General features: G+C 33.0%; 14 protein-coding genes and 1 pseudogene. 12 read left to right on the top strand and 3 right to left on the bottom strand.

The genetic code is table 11. The features are described from left to right. The first annotated feature begins 266 nt into the window (after window positions 1-266). Together iscB and AA80_RS09645 are read left to right on the top strand one after the other, a co-directional pair. Window positions 267-1,541 (top strand): annotated as a pseudogene (gene iscB, locus AA80_RS10535) (RNA-guided endonuclease IscB). Between the two features lie 30 nt (window positions 1,542-1,571). Next, window positions 1,572-2,654: an HD domain-containing protein gene (locus AA80_RS09645; RefSeq protein WP_103877499.1), complete on the top strand. Its 1,083-nt coding sequence runs from the start codon at window positions 1,572-1,574 to the stop codon at window positions 2,652-2,654. Here AA80_RS09645 and AA80_RS09640 read toward each other — a convergent pair. Genes AA80_RS09640 through AA80_RS09630 form a run of 3 tightly spaced genes read right to left on the bottom strand, consistent with a single transcriptional unit; the run spans window position 2,644 to window position 5,467 of the window. Further along, entirely contained in the window at window positions 2,644-2,838 is a 195-nt protein-coding gene (locus AA80_RS09640) for a hypothetical protein (protein ID WP_103877498.1), read from the bottom strand. The two genes, AA80_RS09645 and AA80_RS09640, sit on opposite strands and share 11 nt — an antisense overlap. Window positions 2,839-2,871: 33 nt before the next feature. Further along, window positions 2,872-3,324: a D-aminoacyl-tRNA deacylase gene (gene dtd, locus AA80_RS09635; RefSeq protein ID WP_103877497.1), complete on the bottom strand. Its 453-nt coding sequence runs from the start codon at window positions 3,322-3,324 to the stop codon at window positions 2,872-2,874. A gap of 1 nt (window position 3,325) precedes the next feature. Then, a complete protein-coding gene (locus tag AA80_RS09630; RefSeq protein WP_103877496.1) occupies window positions 3,326-5,467 on the bottom strand; it encodes a RelA/SpoT family protein in 2,142 nt (713 codons plus the stop codon). A 273-nt stretch (window positions 5,468-5,740) separates the two neighbouring features. On the opposite strand from AA80_RS09630, the gene AA80_RS09625 reads away from it, so the two are divergent. The 10 genes from AA80_RS09625 to AA80_RS09580 all read left to right on the top strand — a co-directional run bounded on the left by AA80_RS09625 (window position 5,741) and on the right by AA80_RS09580 (window position 16,597). Then, on the top strand, window positions 5,741-6,565 hold the full coding sequence (locus AA80_RS09625; RefSeq protein WP_103877495.1) for a phosphate ABC transporter substrate-binding protein PstS family protein: 825 nt from the start codon (window positions 5,741-5,743) through the stop codon (window positions 6,563-6,565). Between the two features lie 70 nt (window positions 6,566-6,635). Continuing rightward, window positions 6,636-7,454: a PstC family ABC transporter permease gene (locus AA80_RS09620; protein ID WP_166667810.1), complete on the top strand. Its 819-nt coding sequence runs from the start codon at window positions 6,636-6,638 to the stop codon at window positions 7,452-7,454. 5 nt (window positions 7,455-7,459) lie between these two features. Continuing rightward, on the top strand, window positions 7,460-8,299 hold the full coding sequence (gene pstA / locus AA80_RS09615; RefSeq protein ID WP_166667806.1) for a phosphate ABC transporter permease PstA: 840 nt from the start codon (window positions 7,460-7,462) through the stop codon (window positions 8,297-8,299). After that, window positions 8,296-9,063, top strand: a complete 768-nt coding sequence (gene pstB / locus AA80_RS09610; RefSeq protein WP_103877492.1) for a phosphate ABC transporter ATP-binding protein PstB — start codon at window positions 8,296-8,298, stop codon at window positions 9,061-9,063. Before pstA ends, pstB begins: the two co-directional genes overlap by 4 nt. A gap of 57 nt (window positions 9,064-9,120) precedes the next feature. Next, the gene (phoU, locus tag AA80_RS09605) at window positions 9,121-9,783 is read left to right on the top strand and encodes a phosphate signaling complex protein PhoU (RefSeq protein ID WP_103877491.1); all 663 of its coding nucleotides are present in this window, start codon (window positions 9,121-9,123) and stop codon (window positions 9,781-9,783) included. Window positions 9,784-9,797: 14 nt separating this feature from the next. Continuing rightward, a complete protein-coding gene (locus AA80_RS09600) occupies window positions 9,798-10,496 on the top strand; it encodes a response regulator transcription factor (RefSeq protein WP_103877490.1) in 699 nt (232 codons plus the stop codon). Continuing rightward, on the top strand, window positions 10,493-11,464 hold the full coding sequence (locus AA80_RS09595; protein ID WP_103877489.1) for a sensor histidine kinase: 972 nt from the start codon (window positions 10,493-10,495) through the stop codon (window positions 11,462-11,464). The genes AA80_RS09600 and AA80_RS09595 overlap by 4 nt, the downstream gene beginning before the upstream one ends. A gap of 498 nt (window positions 11,465-11,962) precedes the next feature. After that, window positions 11,963-13,102: an ROK family transcriptional regulator gene (locus AA80_RS09590; RefSeq protein ID WP_103877488.1), complete on the top strand. Its 1,140-nt coding sequence runs from the start codon at window positions 11,963-11,965 to the stop codon at window positions 13,100-13,102. A gap of 63 nt (window positions 13,103-13,165) precedes the next feature. Then, window positions 13,166-15,073, top strand: a complete 1,908-nt coding sequence (locus AA80_RS09585; RefSeq protein ID WP_103877487.1) for a methyl-accepting chemotaxis protein — start codon at window positions 13,166-13,168, stop codon at window positions 15,071-15,073. Between the two features lie 276 nt (window positions 15,074-15,349). After that, window positions 15,350-16,597, top strand: a complete 1,248-nt coding sequence (locus AA80_RS09580) for an ABC transporter substrate-binding protein (RefSeq protein WP_103877486.1) — start codon at window positions 15,350-15,352, stop codon at window positions 16,595-16,597. Window positions 16,598-16,611 lie beyond the last annotated feature (14 nt).

Genomic DNA, 16,611 nt, shown 5'->3' with positions numbered 1-16,611 from the left:
GTCAACTACCCACCGTATAAAGACAGAGGCTTATGATGAATAAGCCTTAGTTGACTACCCTCAGCCAGGATCAAACAGGCTCACGCCTCTAAAGGAAGATCATCGGGCTACGTTATATAGGTCATAACACCTTCGGATCTTTCTCCTAGTCCGTCGCTCTGTTGTTTAGCTTTAAACAATCCTGAGGGGTAGGGATAGTGAGCTAAACGTAAAAAGCCTATATAACATTGGGGCAGGAGAACAACTCCGTTAAGGAGATGCACTTTATGTTAGTGTACGTTTTAAACAAACATGGGAAACCTCTTATGCCTTGTAAACCTTCAAAGGCAAGAAAACTACTTAAAGATGGTAAAGCTAAGGTTGTTAGAAAAGAACCTTTTACCATTCAACTCCTCTATGGTAGTAGCGGCTATAAACAACCTATTACTCTGGGAATAGATGCAGGAAGTAAAACTGTAGGTTTGTCTGCTACTACTGAGAAGAAAGAGCTTTTAGCAGCAGAAGTTGAAACAAGGGACGACATAACTAAACTTTTAGCTCAGAAACGACAGTATCGTAGAGATAGACGTTTCAGAAAAACAAGGTATAGAAAACCACGTTTTTTTAATCGTGTTCACAGTAAAAACAAAGGATAGCTTGCACCATCGGTAGAACATAAAATAAAATCGCACATTAAGCTGATTGATCTACTTCATCATTTGCTTCCTATTACAAAAGTTGTAGTAGAAGTTGCAAGCTTCGATATACAAAAGATTAAGAATCCTAACATTGAAGGCAAACAATACCAACAAGGGGAACAATTAGCTTTTTAGAATGTAAGGGAATATGTTCTATGGAGAGATAATTATACCTGTCAACACTGCAAAGGCAAAACCAAAGATAAAAGACTCAATGTTCACCACATCAAAAGTAGGCAAATAGGTGGAAACGCACCGAATAATTTAATTACATTATGCGAAACATGTCATAAGAATTGCCACAATGGGAAAATTAAATTGAATTTTAAAAGAGGACAAAAGTTTAAAGATGCTACATTTATGGGTATTATGAGATGGACATTATACAATAGATTAAAAACGCTATACCCTAATGTTCATCTAACTTATGGATATATCACTAAAAAAACAAGGATACAGAACAACCTACCTAAAACACATAGAATAGACGCCTTATGTATCAGTGGTCATCCTCAAGCAAAACAATTAGAGAATTATTATCACATTAAAATGGTTAGACAACACAATAGACAAATACACAAAGCTAAAATTCTAAAGGGAGGAATAAGAAAACTTAACCAAGCACCTTATCTAGTACATGGTTTTAGATTGTTTGATAAAGTAAAATACAAGGGTATTGAATGTTTCATATTTGGAAGACGTTCAACTGGATATTTTGATATAAGAAAACTTGATGGCACTGTAATTCATAGAAGTGCGAAAAGCAAAGATTTAATCCTGGTAAGTAAAACTAAAACTCTATTATGGGAAAGGAGGGAAAATTCTGCATTCCTCTCATCACTGAAACGGGCTTCCGCCTCTTAAAGAAGTGATGAGTTCCTTGCAGATCTCTTTATGAACATCGGTAATTTTCTTTTAGAAAGTTCTAATTTGTTTACAGTTTACAGATGGAACAACAATCCTGCAATTGTAAGATTTAGCGAATCTGACAATATATACAACAATCTTCTTTTAAGTTTATTTGTATTTTCTGAAGAACCAGAAGAAAAATTGGTAAAAATACTTCACAACAAAATATATGAAGCGATTCCTAAAATAGTATTATCAGACATATCATTGGCTACCAAAAGCAAGATTGAAGAAAAAGGCAAAAAACTTTGGGATGAAGTCATTAACAAAACCTATAAAGAAGTAGAATCGAATTTTGATAGCAATATTAGCCCAAAACTATTAATTCATTATACTTTTGATGAAGAAACTGAAAAAAAAGTTAGAATGATAAACCTTCTCGTCGCTCAAAAAGAAGCCAGTATTAACGAAAGAGTATTTCCCGAATATTACACAGAGCCTAAAACAAAAAATCAAACGAAAATAAAAAAAATGAATATACAAGATAAAAAAGAGATAGAAGAATTAGCTCATGAACTATTAGAGATATCCACAAGACTTGTAACTATGACAAGGTGGAATAAAAATCATAGAAATATCAAAAGTTCGGTAGCTTCACATACCTTTTTCGTTTTTCTAATTTCTTACATCTTAGCTCTAAAAGCTAATTTGCAAGTGAAAGAAATTTACGATATTATGATTGCTTCGATACTCCATGATTTGCCGGAAGCATTTACAGGTGACGTGATAAGCCCGACTAAAAGAAAAGTAAGCGGCTTAGAAGAAATAATTGGAGAAATAGAAAAAGACTTCATTAAAGATTGGTACAACCATAAAAGTATACTAAAAGAGAAGATTAAAAAATTTGAAAATCACATATATGCCCCGTTTGAAAATGATTATGGACCATACGTGAAAACTTCGGATTTAATAGCAGCATTAATAGAGTGTTTCCTGGAAATAAGTACAGGGAACCAAAATAAATACTTTATAAAAACCTTTGAATCAATAAAAAAGGAGATATTATACTTCTCTCCAATTGATATTAGTGAAATTATAAAAGAAATAGAGTCATCTATTAACCCCTAACGTATTTTTTTTCACCGTTAGGTAGTTTGAATTTAACAACCACACCTTTTTGAGGTTTTTCGTAACCTAAATATATTTTATGCACATTAGATTGATTAACTCCTGATTCTACACCTTCAGAAGAAATATGCGCCTCGAATGGATCTTCGTTGTAGACAAAAACCGTAACTTCAACTTCTTTCATAAAATCCCTCCGATCAAATGATATTTATTAAAGTCAAAACAGCTTCTGTGAATCTAAAAGTAAAGTCACTGGACCATCGTTGACAATATTTACTCTCATATGAGCTTGAAATTCCCCTTGTTGAACGTTTATAGTGTACTTTTCTTTAAGGAATGAAAGGAACTTATCGTAGAGGGCTCTAGCATCATCCGGACTTGCGGAATCAGTAAAAGATGGTCTTCTCCCTTTTCTACAGTCACCGTATAAAGTAAACTGAGACACAATAAGCAATTCACCATTAACATCTAGTAAAGATCTATTCATTTTGTTTTGATCGTCCTCAAAAATTCTCAGATTTACTATCTTATCAGTCATCCAACTAATATCTGATTCTTGATCGCTCTTTGAAATACCCAAGAAAACCAGAAGTCCTTTTTCTATTTGCGCAACAATATTATCAGAAACAGTAACAGATGCTTGTGCAACTCTTTGAACTACAGCCCTCAAATTATACCCTCCTAACAGAATAAACACCCTTAGAATTTTTTAATTTATTACTTAAAAGACTCAGATGTTTTAAATTCTGAACGGACAAATATATTCTAAGGTTAAGGAAATTAGAATTACTCCTCATTTCGAATTTTTCTATATGTCCACCTTCATTATTTATAACGTTTCTTACGTTATTTATAACATTTTTGCTCTCCACATCTATCAATAACACGGTCAAAAATTTATTTTGATTGTTTTCGTTCCACGCAACAGTCACTTTTTTAGTTTCATCGATATCCTGAATATTATTACAATCTTTTCTATGTATACCGATTCCTCTTCGAGTTATCACACCTATAATTTCATCTCCTAGAACAGGCATACAACATTTTGCAAAATAGCTTTCAACTCCCTCTTCACCGTCAACAAGAACGGAGATACCTTTTCTATTCGAAATAGATTTTTCAACTGCAGGTACCAGTTTCTCTTCTTCTTTTTCGCTTAGGGTGAAAATATTTCTAATCGTGTTAATACTGATATCTTCTAAAGATAATTTTATAAAAAATTCTTCGTCACTTTTTATGTTGTATTTAATGTAAAATCCTATTTCCTTCAACTTTTCAAGAATTTCATCCATGGAAAAATTAAGCTTTTTAGAGAGCTCTCTAAACTTGTCTTTCCCTCTTTCTATTAACTCTACTTCATTTTTTTGTCGGTAATATTTTTTGATCTTTGATATGGTTTTAGGCGACCGAGCATATTTTAACCAATCAATGCTAGGTCCCTGAAAATTCCTGTTGATTAGTATCTCTACTATATCGCCAGTCTGCAATTTGTGTGAGATAGGAACTAACTTACCGTTGACTTTCGCACCAGAAAAATGATTGCCAACCTCAGTATGAATAGCGAAAGCAAAATCAATAGGTGTGGCTCCTCTGGGTAAATGAATTATTTCTCCTTTAGGTGTAAATACAAAAATTTCTTTTGAGAGAAGGTTTGTTTCGATATCTTTCAATTCAAAAGCATTTTGAGCTATATATCTATGCAACTCCATCAAATCATTGAGAAATTTCAATTTTTCAGGACTAACACCCTCTTTATAAACCCAATGAGCAGCCAAACCGTATTCGGCTTCTTCATGCATTTTCCAATCTCGAATTTGGATTTCTAATGGATCTCCTTTATGGGTTATAACAGTGGTATGTAGAGATTTGTAACCGTTAAATTTAGGAGTTGCAATATAATCTTTTATCCTTCCTGGAATAGGGGACCAAATAGAATGTATTATTCCCAAAGCTGCGTAACATTTATTCTGATCTTCGGTAATTATCCTAAGAGCAATATAATCATAGATTTCATCTAAAGTTTCCCCTTTTCGAATCATTTTATCCCATATACTATATAAATGTTTAGAACGTCCCTCAACAGTTGCTTTGATTTTTTGATTATCAAGCTCATGCTTAATAATCTGGGCATATTCATTCAATCTATTTTGTCCAAGTCTTAATTTTTCCTCGATTTTAGACTTTAAATCAAAATACGTATCTGGATACAAATAACGAAAAGATAAATCTTCCAATTCTTCCTTGATCTTATAAATACCCAATCTATGGGCTATAGGCGCGTATATTTTTAAAGTTTCATCTGCTTTGGCTATTTGCTTTTTTCTGTCGACAAATTCCAAAGTTCTCATATTATGTAATCTATCAGCCAATTTTACGATAATGACTCTTATGTCTTCAGACATAGCGAAAAGCATCTTTCGTATAGTTTCAACTTTCTCTAAAGACTTCATGTCTTTTTCGTTTAGCCGTTCATTAAGCTTTAGATTACTGATCTTGGTAACGCCTAAAACTATATTGGCAACATCGACTCCAAAAAGTTCTTTTATTTTATCTATTGGAACGCCGCAATCTTCAACTACATCGTGCAAAAGACCAGCTATTATAGTATCTACATCCATTTTTAAACCGGCGAGTATCAATCCAACATTTTTTGGATGCTCAAAAAATTCATCTCCAGAATCTCTATACTGACCACCATGAGCAGTTTCGGCCAAATCATAAGCGACTCTTAGTCTTTCTCTTTCTCTCTGGGTAAACCTAACACTTAATAGTTTTTCAACCTCTTTCTCATAACTTTTCGATTCAATCAACATAATCAAACACCTCTTAACGTTTCTAAAAAAGCTCAATTAGGTCTTGTAAATTAAGGTACAATATAATTATAGCACAAATTTTTGAATTATTGAAAAAAATTAAAGACAAAAAAATTTATCAAAATGTAATATCAATTTTATTTTTTAAGCTCATACAGTATGTTTAAATATAAGTGGAGTTCCTCCTTAATATTTCTTAACATCACTTGATTTTATCCAAAAAAAAGATTGTTATGATTACATTGAAAAACTTAAATTAAGGAGGGAATTATTGTGAAGAAGGTATTATTAACTTTAGTTTTAGTGGGTATAGCCCTTTTCAGTTTCGCAGAAACACTTGTTATAAAAGGTTCAAACACGATCTTTCCAGTAGCACAACTCTGGATAGAAGAGCTAAAAGATATGTATCCAGATTTATCAATAACATTGGAAGGTGCAGGATCTTCAACAGGTATTTCTGCTTTATTCAACGGAACAACACACATCGCAAACTCGAGCAGATGGCTTAAAGAATCAGAATTGGAACAAATGTCCGAAAAAAGAAAGTATTTCATCCCCGTAGTTTTAGGATACGATGGAATAGCTGTTATTGTTAATCCTAATCTTGGAATAGATGAAATCTCTATAGAAGAATTGGCAAAGATTTACACTGGTAAAATCACAAGGTGGAACCAATTGAATCCAAATTTACCAAACCAAAGGATTGTCGTATATTCAAGAAACTCCGCCTCTGGGACCTACGAAACATTCGTAGAAAAAGTTTTAAAAGGTGAAAGAATGGTACCAACAGTTCAAATGCTGGAATCAACACAAGCAGAAATTCAATCAGTTGCTAAAAACCAATATGCGATAGCTTATACAGGAGTAGGGTATGTAACTAACGACGTAAAGGTTTTATCTGTTGATGGTGTACAACCAACAAAACTGAATATTTTAAATTCTGTTTATCCAATTTCAAGACCATTGTATATGTTTGTTGATGGAACAAACGGTTACCCTGAAACTGGACCGGTAAAACAGTATTTGACATTTGGGCTATCAAAACGAGGTCAAGAATTAGTTGAACAGGCCGGGTATGTAGCAGCATACGGATTTTAAAAGTTAATCCTTTAAAAGGAGTGCTTTATTTGTGAATAGACGAGATTTCAAAAATATTATAAATCAAAGTATAATTACCGCGGTCGCAATGGTGGGAATAGTAGCATTAATTGGTCTATTCATCTTTATCATAAGAGAAACTATTCCAGCCCTGACGGAAGTTGGGGCTGAGATTTTTACTAGTAAATACTGGTATCCAACATATGATCCACCAGAATATGGCATGTTGGCAATGATAGTAGGGTCTTTCATATTAACGGGCTTCGCTTCTATTATGGTTATACCCATAGGGTATATAATTGCATTTTTCTTGTACGATTATGCCACAAACACAGAACAAAAAATTATAAAATCAGCAATAGATTTGCTATCTGGAGTACCCACTGTTATAATTGGTACATTCTTATTTATTTATGTTTCACCTATCCTTATGAATTTTGGAGCTTGGTCCTTAGGTAATTTACTATTAGCAGCAATTGGGCTATCTATTTTATCCCTACCATACGCCGCTTCACTTATGCAGGAAGCATTATCAGCAATTGATATCAGTCTAAAAGAAAGTGCATTAGCCTTGGGAGCAAGTAGGTTCACTGCTGGATTTAGAATAGTAAGCAAAGCAGCACTATCAGGAATTTTAAATTCAATAATTCTAACAATAAATAGAATTATAGGGGAAACTATAGTTGTATTAATGGTTGCTGGAGGAGCTGCTATAATTCCTAGATCAATATGGGATCCGGTTAGACCTTTAACCGCTGCTATAGCAAGTGAGATGGGAGAAGTGCCGATTGGAAGTATTCATTACTCTGCTTTATTCGTTGCCGGTTTGATTTTACTAATGATATCTTTTATTCTAACGATGATATCTAGGAGAGTAACGAGGAGTTGAAAAAAATGAAGAAACAAACAGGAATAGATTCAATAATTTCAATCATTTTCAGAATCATAAGTTATATTGCGTTTGGTATAATATTGTCAATAATTGTAATAGTTATAGTAGATGGTGCAAGATATTTTAATCCTTCTTTTTTCTTAGAATACCCCAGTCAAGGAATGACAGCCGGTGGAATAGGACCGGCTATATTGGGAAGTTTTTTGATGATATTTTTCATTCTATTATTATCCATTCCAATAGGAGTTCTCACTGGTACCTTCCTCTCAGAATATGGATCAAAATCAAGATTAGGAAGAATAATTGACATATCCGTTACCTCTTTATCTGGTGTTCCTTCTGTTGTCTATGGATTGTTTGGATTAGCTCTTTTTTCAATAACTCTTGGATTTGGAACATCGCTTCTCAGTGGAAGTTTAACTTTAGCTATAATGACTTTACCTGTAATATCCTCATCGGTAAAAGAAGCCCTTACATCTCTACCAAGAGAATTAAGGGAATCAGCCTATGCTTTAGGAGCAAAAAAAACAGAAACTATTTACAAAATACTGTTTCCAGCAGCAAAAAATAGAATAATAACCGCAATATTAATTGGCACTGGAAGGGTTATTGGAGAAACCGCCCCTGTTTTATTGACTGGTGCAGTCTTTTATTCAACTCAGTTACCAAAATCTCTACTCGATCCTGTTATGACTCTTCCAACTCACATATATTTTATAACCATGGCATATGGAGAAAATGCACAATGGATGGCAAAAGCAACATCCGCATTTTTAATAATACTTATTTTAGTCATATATTCGATAGCGTTTAAAGTAAGAGGAGGAAAACAAAAAAGTTGAGTACAGAAAAAGAAATTGTTATAGAAATCAAAAATTTTAATGGTTGGTACGCTCAAAAACAAGCTTTAAAAGATATAAATATGGAAATTAAAAAGAAAAAAGTTAGTGCAATAATAGGTCCTTCAGGTTGTGGAAAATCCACATTGTTGCGAAGTATAAATAGAATCAACGATGAAATTCCTGGATATAGAACCAATGGAGAAATAATATTTGATGGTAAAAATATATATGAAAATAACATTGATTTATCATTGTTGAGAAAAAAAATAGGAATGGTTTTTCAAAAACCAGTACCTTTTCCAATGACTATTTATGAAAACATCGCATTCGGTGTAAAGTTACATACAAAAAGAAATGGAAGAAAAATGGATGCAATCGTTGAAACGGCTCTAAAAAGGGCAGCGTTATGGGATGAAGTAAAAGACGATCTCGACAAACCAGCTAGTTCTCTCTCTGGTGGACAACAACAACGTTTATGTATTGCTAGAGCCATTGCTGTTGATCCTGAAATAATCTTATTAGACGAACCCACATCTGCCCTAGACCCTATAGCTACGCAAAAAATTGAGAATCTAATTGAACACCTATCCGAAAATTATACTATAATTATTGTAACTCATAACCTAGCCCAAGCTATAAGAATTTCAGATTATATGTATTTTATGTTTCAAGGAGAACTTATAGAATCCGGAAAAACAGAAGACATTATAAAAAGTCCCAAAGAACAATTGACAGAAGATTATTTAAATGGTAGAATTAGCTAAAAATTGAATAGTTAAAAAAACAATAGAAATTATACAAGAAAATGGGGAGTGGAATAGATGGATTACACACATTTTGAAACTGAAATGACACGATTAACAAGTGAAATATCTAAGCTTTTAACCGTCGTTTTAAGATCCTTTGAAAATTCTATCAAAGCTTTAGAAGATAAAAACCTTGAATTAGCCGAAAAAGTCTTAAAAGCAGATGATCAAATAGATGATTTAAACCGCCAAATTGAAGAGTCAGTCTATCAAATCGTAGCCAGATTTCGTCCTTTAGCAAAAGATTTACGTTACGCAGTAACAATGATAAAGTTCGCAAACAATCTTGAAAGAATAGGTGATCTTTCTTGCAATATTGCTGAAAAAACTAAAATCTATGCGCATATTGATCTAAAAGACATAGTAAATACTAAAGAAATAAAAAAGATGTTCGGTATATCTTTAGAGATGATAAAGGACTCATATAAAGCATTCGGAGAAAGAAATATTGAAGAAGCTGTGAAAATTTGGAAAAGAGATGACGAAGTAGACAACCTAGAAAAACAAATTCGAAAAATAGCTGTGCAAAAATTAGAGGATGAATCATTCAACAAAGAACTTATCATACCATATATATTATTGACAAGAGACATTGAAAGAATCGCTGATCACGCCACAAATCTTTGTGAAGAAATAGTTTACATAGAAACAGGTAAGGAAATCGAGGACTATCTATAAACGGAGGCTTTCTCATGCCTAAGGTTCTTATTGTTGAAGATGATGAAGATATACGAGATATACTAAAAACTTATCTTCGATTAGAAGATTTAGAAATCTTTGAAGCCGGTACTTTATCTCAAATGAGGAACGTTTTGAATAAAGAATCAAACATCGACATAATCTTATTAGATTTGATGTTACCGGATGGAGACGCAGTTAATGAATTGCCAAAAGTTCGTGCATTGAATAGAGAAATAGGCATCATAATTATTTCTGCAAAAAATACAGATGGAGAAAAAATCTTAGGAATTGAGTCAGGAGCAGATGACTATATCACTAAACCCTTCAATCCAAGAGAAGTTACAGCACGGGTTAGGGCTTTATTAAAAAGACTTAAAAAATCTGAAAGTAAAATGGTTTTTGGACCCATGGAAATATATTCAAACAATTATTTAGTAACTTACAAAGGTAAAAATATTGAATTGACATCAAAAGAGTTCGAAATACTTGATCTATTAGCCAGAAATTCAGAAAAAGTTTACACAAGAGAAGAAATTATCGACAAAATTTGGTTTGGAGATGAATTTATTACAGACCGAGTCATAGACGTACATATAAGCATGATTAGGTCAAAGATCGGTAAAGATTGGATAAAAACTATTAGAAACGTAGGATACAAGTTCAACAAAAACGCTTTTACAGTAGATAACAACGGTGAAAATAAAATATGAAAAATACCTGTTCATTTGATTTTCAAATATTCGATTCTTTAGAAGATGCCGTATTACAGTTAGAAAACAAAACTACTATACTTAACGCAAATACCACAGCCAAAGCTTGGGGATTAGGAACAAACAAAGAATTATTGAACACCATAAGTTTCAACGAAATCGATCAGCTTGCAAAACATATATTGAACAATGAAGACTATGAATTAGAAACAAATATATATTTCTTTGAAGGTTACAGCAAGTTTTGCAAACTCACATACAAAAAAGAATATCAACTTCTAATATTACAAAACAAAACAGAATTTGAATTACTAAAAAAAGTGAAAGAAGATTTCATAACTTCTGTATCCCACGAACTCAGAACTCCCCTCACTATAGCAAAAGGAAATACTCAAATTCTCAAAGATTTCATGAAAGACAATCAATTTTTAAAACAAGTTACCAAAATCGAAGAATCTCTTGACAGAATAGAAAATATAATTTCTCAACTAACCCTTCTTTCGAAAGCAGAATTTGGAGAATACGAATTAAAAAAAGAAGTAATAAATCCACGTACTCTATACAATGAAGTAGTAAATGATCTCTATGAAAAGATATTAGAAAAAAAGGTTAAGTTACAATTCAATTGTCAAATTCAGTCTATAAAAGGTGACAAGTTTGTACTCTACACAATCTTCAGAAATTTGCTCTCAAATGCGATTAAATACTCTTACGAAAATTCTGATATTTACATTGATTTTCTAGGCGAACAACTCATTATAAAAGATGAAGGTATAGGCATAAGAGAAGAAGAACAAAATAGAATTTTTGAAAGGTTCTATCGTGGCGTAGAGGCAAAGAATCACGCCAAGGGATCGGGGTTGGGTTTGGCTGTGGTTAAGTATCTATGCGAACTAGCAAATTATAAAATAGAATTTGAATCAAAATGGATGGTTGGCAGCACATTTAAGGTGTCATTCTACAGTTAGCTTTAACTCTAGTTTTCTGCATAAAAGACTTCAAGGAAAGCGTCAATCCAACCTATTTTTAAATTAAAACCTTACATTATTGCATATTGAATAGTATTCTATGGAGTTTTTATATGAAAACAACAAGCTCGTTCAAGTATTAAACTATAAATATATAGGCCAGATTTTTTTAAATAAAAAAAGTATGATTTTCTTAGATATTCCCAAATAATTGCTTTTAAATGGTAATAATTGTCTCTAAACACTCATGAACAAACTTGACATTAGCATAAAATTGTATTTAAATTAAAAGTAGAAGAAATAACTTCAAAATAAAACGATTTTCAAAAAAAAATTTTTATTTTGAAAGGGTCACAGGGCGGAATCCTCCCCACCCTCATGATTTTGTGGACCGAAGGTCCCTTTTTTAGAAGAGCGGGGAAAGAAGTAGAGAGATTCTATTAATTAAGTTTTAGGGTCTCTTAATCTAATATAAATAAAAAGCAAAGGAGTTTACTGATGGCAAATAAAACCTACAATATCGAATTAGTTAAAGAACGTAATAGATCCTTAGTTTTAGAATTATTGAACTCTAAAGGGACAAGCACAAGATCAGAAATAGCTGATATAACAGGTCTAACAAACGCTACTATCACAAATATCATAAATGAATTAATCTCCAGGGATTTAGTAGAGGAAGTTGGAACTGTCGATGGTAAATTAGGCAGAAAACGAACACTAATAAGGCTCAAAGAAGATGCTTTTTATGTTATAGGTGTTGAATTTGGTGTAAACATTGTACGTACGGGAATATTTAATTTTAAAGGAAAAAAAATCAAGATTGTTGAAAAAGAAATAAATTCATATGGAAGACCGACTGATGTTTTAAAAAATCTAATTTTAATAATCGACGAATTGATCAATAACTCCAGAGTAGATTTCAACAAAATTAAGGGTATGGGTATCGCTATGCCTGGATTGATAGATAGCCAAAAAAGAATTTTACGATCAGTTCATCCTTTCCCCTTGCTAAAAGATTACCCACTCGTTGAACATTTAGAAGAACACTATGAAAAAACAATATGGCTAGAAAATGATGCAAACAGTGCTGTTTTGGGTGAAAAGTGGTTTGGACATGGAAAAAAATTTAACAATTATGTTTTTATTGTAGGTGATTCTGGAATCGGCGCAGGAATTATCATAAACGGAAAGTTATATTCGGGAACTTCTAATTCTGCTGGAGAAATAGGCCATACAGCCATAACTGAAGATTTAATTCCTTTGGAAAATTTTGGAGGTTTATCAAGGTTAGCAGATGAATTTAATTTACCATTAGAGATAATTTTAAATGAATCAAAAAAGTCTGATGAAATTAAAAAAGCAATTGATGAAATCAGTAAATTTTTAGCCATCGGGATAGTGAACCTGGTAAATACGATTGATCCTGAATCGGTAATTATAGGTGGAAGAATTTTAAAAGCACGGAATTCTATTATTAGAGAAATAAAAAAAATAGTAGAGCAATATACTTTTTCAGATGAAATCCCACAAATTCTAGTTGCTTCAAAGAAAGAAGATGCTATTTTGTCAGGTGCAGCCTCAATTGCAATTGAACATATCGTAGCTTCTCCCTACCAGTTTTTGCTAAACAATGACTAAAACATATCTTATAACAACCTTAGGTAAAAAACTTAAACCTTACATCTTAGGGGGCTAAATATTATGAAAATAAGAACAAAGTTATACTTTTTAATTATCGTCACATCCATAATTCCATTGATCTTAATTTCCATTTTTAGCTTTTACAATTACTACACAACTATTCAAGAAAATACAGAAAATAATATTTTAAATCAATTACAAACAGAAAAAGAAGCTATTCTTAAGTTCTTAAACCCTGTGCATGAATTGACAGAATACGTATCTAGCAACCTTGAAAAAAACGGATTAAACTGGATGTTTCAGAATTTCTCAAACGTAGTCAACTCCTTTTCAGAAATAGAATATATTTACGTAGTATTACAAGATGGCTCTTTTATAATCGAACCAGAAGTTGAAATATCTCAAAAGTATGATCCTTTAAGTAGTATATGGGCACAAACAGCTGCATCGGAAGACAAAACAATATTAACTACTTCGCATGTCCAATCTTTTTCAAATAAACCAACTTTAACTTTTGCTACAAAATTTGTTGCTTCGTCCAGAGAAGGAATTTTAGGATTAGATATAGATTATGAAACTTTCAAAAACATCATATCATCTACTTCTTATAGTTCACAAATAAATTATATTGTTGATGAAGAAAACAATATATTAGTTTCCACAAAAGATAATGAGAATTTAGTAATTCCAATTATTACTGAAGATAAGGGTATTATAAATCAAGAAGATAAATACATTTACTATCTAAAAATACCAGACTTAAGATGGATTATATTTTCCGCAGTCGATTCTCAAGACATTATGTACGAACCATTAAAACGATCTTTCAATATAGCTTTAATTGCTCTAATAGTAATTGTTTTAGCTATCCTTTTATCAATCTTCTTTATGCGATCCATTACTAGACCAATCCAATCATTGAAAAACAAAGTAAATTTAATAGAGCAAGGAAATTTAAATGTTGATTTCAATACTTGTGAAAACGATGAAATAGGAACAATTTCAGAAGAATTATCGAACATGTTAAAAACTTTGAAATCTTCTTTATCAGGTGTCAAGGAAATAAGTATCAATATCGAAAAATTTTCTAATGAACTCTCCAATATTTCAGAGAAATTATCAAAAAGTAACAAAGGCATTTTAAATCAAACTGAAAGCATACAAAATGACTTAGAAGACTCTGCGGCCTTCACTCAAGAAGTAACGTCAGGGGTAGACGAAGTAGCAAGGGCGGCACAAGGTGTATCCCAAGACGCGCAAAGACTAAGTGAAGAAGCAGATGAAACAAGTAAAGCTGCAGAAGAAGGAAGCAAAACGATAGAAAGCATAAGTCAAGCTGTGAAAGAAGCGGTAGAAAGGACAAAAGAAAGTCAAAAAGAAGTAGAAACACTTGCAAGCAATGCCAAGAACGTACAAAGTATAGTAGAAACGATAAACTCGATAACGGAACAAACGAACCTTTTGGCACTAAACGCAGCGATAGAAGCGGCAAGGGCAGGAGAAGCAGGAAGAGGATTTGCGGTAGTAGCGGATGAGATAAGGAAATTAGCAGAAGAATCAAGGAATGCAACGGATGAAATATCTGAAATATTAACCAACATAACGCAAGGGACGAACAAAGTAAACGAATCGACGAACAAGGTAGTAGGAACGATAGGGGAAATAAACGAAAAGATGGAGGATGTACAGAAAAGTTTCAACCGGATAAAAGAAAGGATAGAAAGGATGGACCAAGGGATAGAAAACATGACTGCAGGTGCGCAAGAACAAAGTGCAAGTGCGCAAGAGATGAGCACAGCAATGCAAAAAGTGGAAAAATCTATACAGAGTATAATGGAAAACCTCAACAAAAACTTCAACAATATTAAAGAACAACAAGAAAGCACAAATGAAATAATGGGAAATAGTAAAAAATTGTATGAAATATCACAAAATCTAATATCGCATATAAACATGTTCGATTTTTGATAATAAAACTTTTTCATAGATTTATAGAAATAAAAAGATTTTCATCCAATTTTCAAGGAGGGGAGGAAGAAGCATTAAGGCAAGTTTTTGAATTTCTAAAGGCATTACAAATTCTCAAAGAGGGGGGAGGGAATCTTCCCTTGTTAATCATCCTGGTACTATTTTAGCATTAGGGTATCTCTTTACAAAAGAAATAATAAAAAAACAAAAAACAGATTTTTAGTACCATTTTTTAAGTTTCATATCCATACATATTAAACGAGGAGGTAGAGTAGTATGAAAAAGTTAGTAGGCATAGTACTTCTAAGTGTATTAAGTTTCACCATGATTTTTGCCCAAAGTGGGCAGGTAGAGATATTCAGCTGGTGGACAGGTGGAGGAGAAGAAGAGGCTCTGCTAGCAACTATTCAAGATTTTAATGAATTATATCCAAACATTCAGGTAATCAACGCAACTGTTGCCGGTGGAGCAGGAACAAACGCTAAAGCAGTATTAAAAACAAGAATGCTCGGTGGAAACCCACCCGACACATTCCAAGTACACGCTGGTTGGGAGTTAACAGATACATACGTAATTCCAGGACTCATGGAACCTTTAACAGAATATCTAAAAGCTTGGAGAGTCTACGATAAATTTCCTGAAGGTTTAATAGACATAGTAAGTTATCAAGGTGAAGTTTATTCAATCCCTTTGACAGTGCATAGAAGCAATGTTGTATTCTACAACAAGAAATTATTTAACGAAATAGGTTTAACTAAAGAACCGCAGACATGGAATGAATTCATAAAAGCTTTAGAAAAAGCAAAAGCTGCTGGTTACACTCCACTTGCTTTAGGAGATAAAAACAAATGGCCTGCAGGTCAACTTGTTGAGAATCTTATGGTAGCCGAATTTGGAGCTAAAAATTACAACGACTTATTTAACGGTGAACTATCGTTCAACGATGAAAGGCTTGACAGTACATTAGAAAAAATGGTACAACTTATGGATTACGTTAACGTAGATCATGCAGCTTTAGCATGGCAAGATGCTGCAAGATTGTTATATGAAGGCAAAGCCGTTTTCAATTTAATGGGTGACTGGGCAGAAGGATACTTCAAAACCTTAGGTTTGATACCAGGCGAAGACTTTGGATGGTTCGAATTACCTGGCACACAAGCTGTATTTGTACTCGTATCCGACACCTTCGGGTTACCAAAGAATGCCCCAAATAGAGAAAATGCACTAATCTTCCTGAAATATTTGGCTTCTACAAGGGCTCAATCAGTATTTAATCCAATTAAAGGTGCTATACCTGCAAGAATTGACGCAGACCCAGGAGACGATCCATATCTGATAGAAACAGCTGAGGATTTCAGAACTCTCATCATATCACCATCCATCGTTCACGGTTCTGCTGCTCCTGAAGCATTCGTCACGTCATTCAACGATGCCATTAACAACTTAGTAACTACTAAAAACGTAAAACAAGCCAAACAAATGATATTATGGGCTGCTGAAGACGTAAATCTGCTCACAGATTAACATCTAAAATAACG

This window comes from Petrotoga sibirica DSM 13575 (assembly GCF_002924625.1).
GTDB classification, from domain to species: domain Bacteria; phylum Thermotogota; class Thermotogae; order Petrotogales; family Petrotogaceae; genus Petrotoga; species Petrotoga sibirica.
Note: the sequence above shows the minus strand (reverse complement) of the source record. Positions and strands in the feature narration are given on the sequence as shown.

What these genes read in the sequence shown, in the direction of transcription:
- AA80_RS09640 (WP_103877498.1), bottom strand. Translation starts at nt 2,838, where the DNA reads ATGAAAGAAGTTGAAGTTACGGTTTTTGTCTACAACGAAGATCCATTC.
- AA80_RS09600 (WP_103877490.1), top strand. Translation starts at nt 9,798, where the DNA reads ATGCCTAAGGTTCTTATTGTTGAAGATGATGAAGATATACGAGATATA.
- AA80_RS09580 (WP_103877486.1), top strand. Translation starts at nt 15,350, where the DNA reads ATGAAAAAGTTAGTAGGCATAGTACTTCTAAGTGTATTAAGTTTCACC.
- AA80_RS09590 (WP_103877488.1), top strand. Translation starts at nt 11,963, where the DNA reads ATGGCAAATAAAACCTACAATATCGAATTAGTTAAAGAACGTAATAGA.
- AA80_RS09630 (WP_103877496.1), bottom strand. Translation starts at nt 5,467, where the DNA reads ATGTTGATTGAATCGAAAAGTTATGAGAAAGAGGTTGAAAAACTATTA.
- phoU (WP_103877491.1), top strand. Translation starts at nt 9,121, where the DNA reads ATGGATTACACACATTTTGAAACTGAAATGACACGATTAACAAGTGAA.
- AA80_RS09645 (WP_103877499.1), top strand. Translation starts at nt 1,572, where the DNA reads ATGAACATCGGTAATTTTCTTTTAGAAAGTTCTAATTTGTTTACAGTT.
- AA80_RS09585 (WP_103877487.1), top strand. Translation starts at nt 13,166, where the DNA reads ATGAAAATAAGAACAAAGTTATACTTTTTAATTATCGTCACATCCATA.
- AA80_RS09595 (WP_103877489.1), top strand. Translation starts at nt 10,493, where the DNA reads ATGAAAAATACCTGTTCATTTGATTTTCAAATATTCGATTCTTTAGAA.
- pstA (WP_166667806.1), top strand. Translation starts at nt 7,460, where the DNA reads ATGAAGAAACAAACAGGAATAGATTCAATAATTTCAATCATTTTCAGA.